General features: G+C 44.0%; 1 protein-coding gene. It reads left to right on the top strand.

The features are described from left to right. Positions 1-156: 156 nt before the first annotated feature. On the top strand, positions 157-671 hold a 515-nt coding region (locus tag GVL52_RS28035; protein ID WP_306440393.1), incomplete at its 3' end, for an ABC transporter ATP-binding protein.

The following is a 671-nucleotide window of genomic DNA, read 5'->3' as shown; positions in this document are numbered from 1 at the left end:
GGCTAAAGCAACTTGTCATAGCAACTTTTGTTTTTATTGTTGGATTTATTTGGTTTCAAAAAACCAGGGACGGCTTTGCTGATGTGCTCTAATTCTATTATCGAGGCAAAAGGCCTTGGAAAGTGCTACGAAATCTATAGTGAGCCGCGAGACCGATTGAAGCAATACTTGGTTCAAGTATTCTCAAAATTTGGAAATTGTGAGGCCAGAAAGTATTATCGTGAATTCTGGGCCCTGCAAAATGTCTCCTTTGAAATAGGACGCGGAGAGACTGTTGGCATAATAGGACAAAACGGCAGCGGTAAGTCTACTCTGCTACAAATTATTTGTGGAACATTGCAGCCAACAATTGGTGAAGTGAGGGTCAAAGGTCGAATAGCTGCGCTGTTGGAACTGGGTGCAGGATTTAATCCGGAATTTACTGGGCGTGAAAACGCTTACCTGAATGCTGCAATTTTGGGCGTTCCTCGTGAAGCGATGGAATCACGTATGCAGGATGTTTTGGATTTTTCGGAATTAGGTGATTTTTTAGAGCAGCCCGTCAAGACATATTCTAGTGGAATGTATGCACGCTTAGCATTTGCGGTGGCAATCCATGTTGACCCGGAAATTCTTATTGTGGATGAGGCCCTGGCAGTGGGAGATGCACGCTTTACTGCTAAGTGTATGCG

It is taken from the genome of Rhizobium sp. 18055 (assembly GCF_902706285.1).
In the GTDB taxonomy this organism is placed as follows: Bacteria; Pseudomonadota; Alphaproteobacteria; order Rhizobiales; family Rhizobiaceae; genus Rhizobium.
This window is presented reverse-complemented; position numbering and strand designations above follow the sequence as displayed.